The sequence below is a fragment of the Algoriphagus faecimaris genome, from assembly GCF_900101705.1.
Taxonomy (GTDB): Bacteria; Bacteroidota; Bacteroidia; order Cytophagales; family Cyclobacteriaceae; genus Algoriphagus; species Algoriphagus faecimaris.
Genome location: NZ_FNAC01000056.1, coordinates 10,714 through 18,901 on the forward strand (window position 1 = coordinate 10,714; position 8,188 = coordinate 18,901).

Here is an 8,188-nt window from a genome sequence, read left to right on the forward strand (position 1 = left end):
GACAACTGCGGAATAGAAAGCTTTGCTGCTGACCAGGTGAACGGATCAGTCTTCCCAGTTGGAACGACTACGGTCACCTACACAGCTACGGATATCCACGGCAATACCGAGACAGCGAGCTTCACGGTGACGTTGAACGATACCCAGGCCCCAGTAATCACATGTCCTTCCGATATAAGTACAACAGTTGAATTTGGGATTACTGGTAAGATTATTACATATGATGCACCAGTTGCCACAGATAATTGTGGTGTTTCTTCGGTTGAGTTAATTGGAGGCTTTGCAAGTGGAACTGAGTTCCCATTGGGAGAAACTATTGTTACTTATCGGGTTACTGATGTTTCTGGAAATTCTGCAGAATGCAGTTTCAGAGTAACTATTTCAGAAAGTGAAGACAATATTGATCCAATAATTAATGATTGTCCTACAAATATTTCCGTTTCAAATAATCCCGGAATCTGCGGAGCTACAGTTTCTTGGAGTCAACCATTTGCAACAGATAATAGTGGAGATGTAAACTTAATAAGCAACATTGAATCTGGTTCAGTTTTCCCAATCGGTACAACAAGTGTAATTTATATTGCCACCGATGCAGCAGGTAATCAATCTACTTGCAGCTTCGATGTAACTGTTACCGACGATGAAGCTCCAGTGGTTTTGACCCGTAATCGAGCATTTGAAATTGATGCGAATCAAACTCTTGTTCTGAATCCATTAGATGTGGATAACGGCTCTACTGATAATTGTGGAATCTTGAGTTACCAACTAAGTCAAACTGATTTCATTGTTGCAGATGAAGGAGAAAATATCGTCACTTTGACTATAACTGATGTAAACGGAAATCAGGGTTCAGCCACTGCTATTGTCACAATAAGTATTAACCCTATAGATCCTGGAGATTTAGATTCAGATAATGATGGATTTACTCCAAATGAAGGTGATTGCGATGACTCTGACGGTACGGTTTATCCTGGTGCTCCTGAGGTTTGTGATGGTAAGGACAACAACTGTGATGGAACGATCGACGAAGGTGTACAAACTGCCTTCTATATCGATGCGGACGGAGATGGCTTTGGAGATGTGAATGCTGAGGCAGTATTTGCTTGTGTCGCACCTGAAGGCTACGTGACTGATAATTCGGATTGCAACGACTTAGATGATACGGTATATCCTGGTGCTCCTGAAGTTTGTGATGGTAAGGACAACGACTGTGATGGAACGATTGACGAAGGTGTACAATCTGCCTTCTATATCGATGCGGACGGAGATGGCTATGGAGATGTGAATGCTGAGGCAGTATTTGCTTGTGTCGCACCTGAAGGCTACGTGACTGATAATTCGGATTGCGATGACTCTGACGATACGGTTTATCCTGGTGCACCTGAGCTTTGTGATGGTAAGGATAACAACTGTGATGGAACGATCGACGAAGGTATACAAACTGCTTTCTATATCGATGCGGACGGAGATGGCTATGGAGATGTGAATGCAGAGGCAGTATTTGCCTGTGTCGCACCTGAAGGCTACGTGACCGATAATTCGGATTGCGACGACTCTGACGACACGGTATATCCTGGTGCTCCTGAGCTTTGTGATGGCAAAGACAACAATTGTGATGGAGCGATTGACGAAGGTGTACAAACTGCTTTCTATATCGATGCGGACGGAGATGGTTATGGAAGTGAAAATGCACAACCTGAATATTTCTGCTTAGCTCCAATAGGCTATGCTGATAATAATTTGGATTGTGATGATTCAAATCCAGATATCAATCCAGATATTCTTGGGTCTTGTAACACGGATCCTTGTCCTAATAGTATAGATATAGTTAGTATTTCTGGGCCTTTGGATCCTGTTCAGGTGAATAACATCATTCAGGTTTCCGCTTCAGTTTCGGGAGAAGTAGTAGAAGCGAAGTGGACTTGGGACAACGGGGATGAGACTGTACTTGCTGAACCATTTGGAGATTATTCAGCAACCTATATTTATACCACCCCAGGTGTATATCAAATTCGATTGATATTAACGGATGCCTGTGGTAATGAAACTGTAGGTTTGACAGATCTTGCAGTAATATTTGATCCTGATGGAGGATTTATCACTGGAGGAGGTTGGATTTGGTCACCTAAAGGAGCTTACTTAGAAGAGCTAGAAGCTGAGGGACGTGCAAACTTTGGTTTTGTGGCTAAATACAGAAAGGGAAAGAATATCGTGGACGGCAATACAGAGTTCCAATTCCGAAACGGTAATCTGAACTTCAATAGTACTTCTCATGAAGAAATGTCTTTAGTAATCGCTGGTCATAAAGGAATATACAAAGGACAGGGCACAATCAATCGAGTAAGTGGCTATTCATTTATGGTATCAGCTATTGATGGTAATCTCAAGGATCCTGTTGAGACTGATAAATTCAGAATCAAGATCTGGGAAACTTCATCCGGAGCTGTGATCTATGACAATCAGCTGGGTAGTGCTGATAATTCTGACGCCACCACGGATCTTTCAGGAGGAAGTATAGTGATTCATCAGCCACAGAAGGGCAAAAACAAGTCCATTGACGCCAATTCCATAATAACAGTTAAGTGGAATACACCATTTGACTCGCTGAGCAAATATGACTTTGAATTGCAGGGATATGAAAACCCAGTAGAAGTCGAATGGAACCAACTTGATTATAATGCTCTGGTACCAGGTTTCTATCAGATTTCTGGAAAGCCAAAAACTCTCGTTCTCAAGAGGTTCTTGGAGGATATGATCAAAATGAATGTCTTGGTAGAAAATAAACCTTTGCCTTTGGACATTGAAATGGATCAGAATGTTCTTCCTGAAAAGGTGCTTAAAGATCAAGTCTTAGCTAAGCTACAGACGCTTGATCCAATAGATAATATCCATTCTTACCAATTAATAGATAATGAGTTCGTTTATTTGAATGGAATTCATATTCATTGGAAAGGTGAGGAGGGAAGAATCAAAGCTCCAATCAACTTTAAGGTAATTTCAACAGATCGAGCCAATCAATCCATCGAGAGAAACTTAACCTTGATGATGCCTGATTTACCGATAAACCTCCAAGTCTATCCAAATCCAAGTACTCGATATGCAACTATACAGGTAGACTTTACTGGTGAGTCGCCAGTGATTATTAAAGTATTTGATGCTACGGGAAGGCTGGTTATGGAAGAAGAATCAGTTCAATCGAATAGCTATCAGCGTCAAATCGACATGGAGTTACTAAGCAATGGAATGTACCAAGTACAGGTACAAATAGGTCAGTTTGTTTTGACCAAACGACTTGTCAAGCATAATTAAACCCCGGATCTTTAATACAAACTGCGTGAGGAAATTTCTCTCACGCAGTTTTTTTATCCGCTAAGTACAAAAGAAATCCGATGCCCAATAATCCCAAACCGGCCAGGCTTTCCCAAGGGCGCTCGTAAATAATATATCCTGAAATTACTACGCTGCTTAGTATATAAAGGACTTGAGGGATGGGTTTCCAAGGTGTGGTGAAACCCTCAGGTTTCCTGATTTTCAGGGAAGAATAAATCGTAATCGTACCCATCAGTTGTAGTACAAAACCAGCATAAAGCATGATTTGCTCAAAGGATCCACTTAAAAAAAGAATAAGGCTGATAAGGGTGTTTAATAGAATCGCTCGAACGGGGATTCCTTGGAGATTTGTTTTGGAAAGTGGACGCCAAAGCTTAAAATCTTGAGCCATCGCAAAAGTAATACGAGGTCCTATCCAAGCGTAACCCGAGATGGTGGCCAAAAGCTGAATACCAATAAAAAGCCCCACCCATAGTGCTCCTTTTTCTCCAAAAATATTTCCAAAAGCAATTTCAGTAACTTCTATTTTCCCCATTAGCTGTTCCAAGCTAGCGTGCTTTAATAGTACAAAATGGAACAATAAATAAATTATAGTCACAAAAAGTGTAGCCAGAATTAGAGCTTTGGGAAGTGTTTTTTGTGGTTCTTTTACTTCTTCGATGATGTAAGCCGCAGAGTTCCATCCTGTGTAGGCAAAAAATACATAAATCAGCGATACTGCAAATCCGGGTTGTAGGATTTCACTTTGCCAAGACGAATTAAAGTTTAGGGCATTGGATGAAATATTTGGGATAAACCAAAACCCAATAGCAATGAGGCTAAGTAAGAATAAAACTTTAAATATTGTAAGTGAATTTTGAAAAATTGCTGATTTGGAAAGGCTAATACTATGAGCTAAAGGAACAAGTACTAGTGCCGATAACCCCGGCAAAAGGGTGTCTCCAAACAGTGGTCTTAGATAATTATTCATGGCCATAGCTGCAATCGCTATAGGAGCAGAAAAGCCCACTGTCAGCGAAACCCATGCATATAGATAGCCTACAGCCGGATGTATCGTCTGGGATAGAAAAATATAATCTCCTCCTGTTTTCTTGAAGTGAGTTCCCAGTTCAGCATAAATCAACGCTCCCATAAGGGCCATTCCTCCTCCAATAGCCCATAGCAATAGTATTGACCAAGTGTTTTGTATTTCCATTAATTGAAAACCCAAACTTGTAAATACTCCTGTACCGATAATATTGGCAATAACCAATCCAGCGGCTGTTTTCCAGCCGATCTTTTGTGGGTTCGGAATCGATGATTTTGAAGCTAAGGGCATAAAAAAAGCATCCGCGAATTTCACGGATGCTTTAAAGATATATTTTTCTCAATTAATCCTTTTTCAATCCTTCAAAAAGATCCAACTGAGTACTTTTTACCTTTTCTTCAAAGGCTTTCCAGTCTCCATTTAAGAACTCATCCAAGACCGCAAATGCTTCCTCGGCGGCTTCTTTGGCATGCTGGTAAACGCGTTCCTCGGTCTCTCCCGGTGCAGCATAGCTTGAGCCTGCATATCTTCTTGGAATACCTTGCAAGGTCATGGTAGTAGGATAGAGGTTTCTCACGATTCCCTGACCTTCTCGCTCTGGACCATAGAAGGCTTCACGGGTCTTATCCAGTTTTTTCTTGATTTCCTTTGCAGCTTCTTTAAGCGCTTTTGCTTCTTCAGAATCCAGATCTTTGGTGAGTTCATTGACCTTGTCAATGGTTTTCTGAGCCTCTGAAAGTTTGTTGGTTGCTTCACTCATTTCAGTTTGCAAAGCCTCCAATTTCTTGAAGAAATCTTCTTTGGCTTTTAGATCCGCAAGTTTGGCTTCTATTCGAGGATCAGAGAATACATTGATGGTGGTTTCTGACTTTTCTTCTCCATAGACAAACTCTACGCGATAGGTACCCGGTAAGGCATCTCCTCCACTTGGCTCAAAGAATCCATTTCTTCTACCGCGATTTCCTCCGGAATACTCCGCTGTTGACTTACGGTCAAGGTTCCAATTGATTCGATTTACCCCTTTTTGAGGAACAGTCTTGAGGGTTCTAATTTGATCGCCTGCTGCATCGTAAATGTTGACGGTTACGGTATCTAATTTTTCTTTATCGTCATGAAGTATAAAACTCAATCGACCTCCAGTTTCTCTATTTTCTCCGGCAAATTTCCCATCAGCGGCAAATCGCTCTCCATGGGGCTGCTGAATCTCAACTTGGTAGGCATCAGAAGCGGCAACTGCCGTGATTTTAGCTTCAGGTGCAGCTCCACCATTCGCCGCAAAAACACGTAAAGGTCGGATATCATCCAAGACCCACATGGAGCGGCCAAAAGTACCAATTACCAAATCTGCTTCACGCTCCTGAATCGTCATATCGTAAGTAGAAACAGCCTTAGGATAGCCATGTTCCCATTTGTTCCAAGTTTTGGCTTTATCAAATGAAACATATAAACCGTATTCCGTGCCTAAGAAAACCAAGTTTGGCTCTTCGGTATCTTGCTTGATAGAAAGTGTATATCCCCAAACTTTAGAATCATCAGCAATTCTGGTGAAGGTTTTGCCAAAATCAGTACTGTGATAAGCATAGGCGGAGAAATCATTGTTTCTATAATTGTTGGCTACAACCCAAACTTCACCCGCATTGTATTTGGAAGCTTGCACCTGTGGTATCCAAGAGGCTTTGGGCAAACCAGTCAATTTGTTGGCCACATTGGTCCAGGTTTGACCGCCATCTTGAGTGACTTGAAGGTTTCCGTCATCAGTTCCCACCCAGATGACATCAGCATCTACAGGACTTGGAGCTATAGCTAGGATTGTCGTGTGATTTTCTGCACCGGTGATGTCAAAAGTTAATCCTCCGGTTTGTTGTTGCTTCTGCTTTGTAGAATCATTGGTAGTCAAATCCGGAGAAATGATCTCCCAAGTATCTCCACTGTCTGAGGACTTGTGCAAAAACTGCGAACCATAATAAACTCCATTATCATTGTGAGGATCTACGGCTATTGCTGCATTCCAATTGAAGCGAAGGAAAACATCCTTGTCAGGGTGTGTAGGTCTGATCACACGGTTATGGCCGGTGAGCTTATCAAATCGACTGACATTTCCCCCTTGCGACATGGTATAGCCATAGCGAGAATCAGCAGGATGTGATACCACATCAAATCCATCTCCAAAGGAAATCTCTTGCCAGTAAGTATTTCGTATTCCGTCTCTTCTCCACACATAAGCAGGGCCTACCCATGAGCCATTATCCTGCATGCCTCCATAAATATTGTAGGGTAGTTCGTTATCTACATTGACATGATAGAATTGTCCCACAGGAAGTTTCTCTGCGAAATACCAAGTTTTACCTCCGTCTCTTGAAATATTTAATCCTCCATCATTTCCATCGATGAGCATTTTTGGATTTTCTGGATTGATGTACCAAGCGTGATGATCAGGGTGTACTCCTGCATATTGTAAAATTTGCGTGAAAGATTTTCCGCCATCTTCGCTCATTCCTACTCGGGAATAAAGAGTATAGATACGATTTTCATTTTTTGGATCGGCATGGATTTCAAAATAATAAAATGGACGATCACCAATTTCAGGCTTATCATTGACCATTTTGAAGTTTTCTCCTCCGTCCTCGGATACATAAAGTGCATTTTTCTTGGACTCAACCAATGCATAAACTTTGTTGCTGTTAGCAGCAGAAATAGCAAGCCCCATTCGGCCATAATCGCTTTTTGGAAGTCCGTTTTTGTCGTCTAGTCTTTTCCAGTTGTCGCCTCCATCATGGGTCACATAGAGTCCGGAAGAAGGTCCTCCTGATTCAAAAAACCATGGGTACCGTCTGTGCTGCCACATATTGACAAAAATCTTATTGGGATTATTGGGATCCATGATCATTTCTCCAACGCCAGTTTTTTCATCTAGGTAAAGGATTTTTTCCCAGGTTTTTCCGCCGTCTGTAGTCTTGTAAACTCCTCGCTCTTCCTGCTCTCCCCAAGGAGAACCGATTGCCCCGACAAAAACGGTATTAGAATCTTCAGGATGAACGATGATTCGGTGAATGGCCCGGGTTTTTTCAAGGCCCATAAGTTCCCAAGTTTTCCCCGCATCTAGGGATCGATATACGCCTCCGCCGAGGTTAAGTGAGTTTCTAGGATTTCCTTCTCCAGTTCCCACCCAAATGACGGAAGGGTTTTTCTGATAAATGGATATTGCTCCAATAGAGTGTACTTTCTCTTCATCAAAAATGGGCTCCCAGTGGATACCTCCTGAGGTTGATTTCCATAGTCCACCAGAAGCGGAACCCGCATAAATAATGGATGGATCGGCATCAATAGCATCGATTGCTGTGATCCGGCCGCTCATTCCCGCAGGTCCTACATTTCTTGTTTTCATGGATTTAAACCAATCCATGTCCACTTGCTGGGCTTGGACTCCTAATCCCAGCAGAAACAATAAAATCAGTGAATAGAATTTTTTCATAAGTAGGTGTTGGTAATTTTTTCTTAAATAAATAATATGAATATCCGCAAAGTCACCAGTAGCCAAATAAGTTCTTTTTGACAGTTGGTGTCAATTGCTTTATTAAGGGTTTAACTCGATTTAAATTAGGTCAAAATAAACGGTTTTGACCATGAATATTATCAATTTCATTAATCGGTTTCCTGACGAGGCTTCCTGTGTTGAATTCATCAAATCACAAAGGATCAAGCAAGGAATCATCTGTAAGAAATGTACTGGAATCAAGCATTATTGGCTTGAAAACAAGCTTTCTTTTCAATGTGCTTCCTGTGGATTTAGAACCAGTATCAAGAGCGGTACAGTGATGCAGAGCAGTAATT

The 8,188-nt window shown here is 41.6% G+C and carries 4 protein-coding genes; 2 read left to right on the forward strand and 2 right to left on the reverse strand.

What is annotated here, in order from left to right; genetic code table 11:
- The coding region (locus BLQ57_RS19260; RefSeq protein WP_175444682.1) for a MopE-related protein at positions 1–3,309 on the forward strand (3,309 nt) is incomplete at its 5' end.
- Between the two features lie 40 nt (positions 3,310–3,349).
- On the opposite strand, the gene BLQ57_RS19265 is transcribed toward BLQ57_RS19260, so the two are convergent.
- Both BLQ57_RS19265 and BLQ57_RS19270 read right to left on the reverse strand, forming a co-directional pair.
- Positions 3,350–4,648 carry an APC family permease gene (locus BLQ57_RS19265; RefSeq protein ID WP_087941246.1) on the reverse strand — a complete coding sequence of 433 codons (1,299 nt, stop codon included), beginning with the start codon at positions 4,646–4,648 and terminating at the stop codon, positions 3,350–3,352.
- Positions 4,649–4,700: 52 nt separating this feature from the next.
- Complete coding sequence (locus tag BLQ57_RS19270) at positions 4,701–7,829, reverse strand: VPS10 domain-containing protein (RefSeq protein WP_087941247.1); 3,129 nt, start codon at positions 7,827–7,829, stop codon at positions 4,701–4,703.
- Between the two features lie 151 nt (positions 7,830–7,980).
- Here BLQ57_RS19270 and BLQ57_RS19275 point away from each other — a divergent pair.
- The coding region (locus BLQ57_RS19275) for a transposase (RefSeq protein ID WP_139162813.1) at positions 7,981–8,188 on the forward strand (208 nt) is incomplete at its 3' end.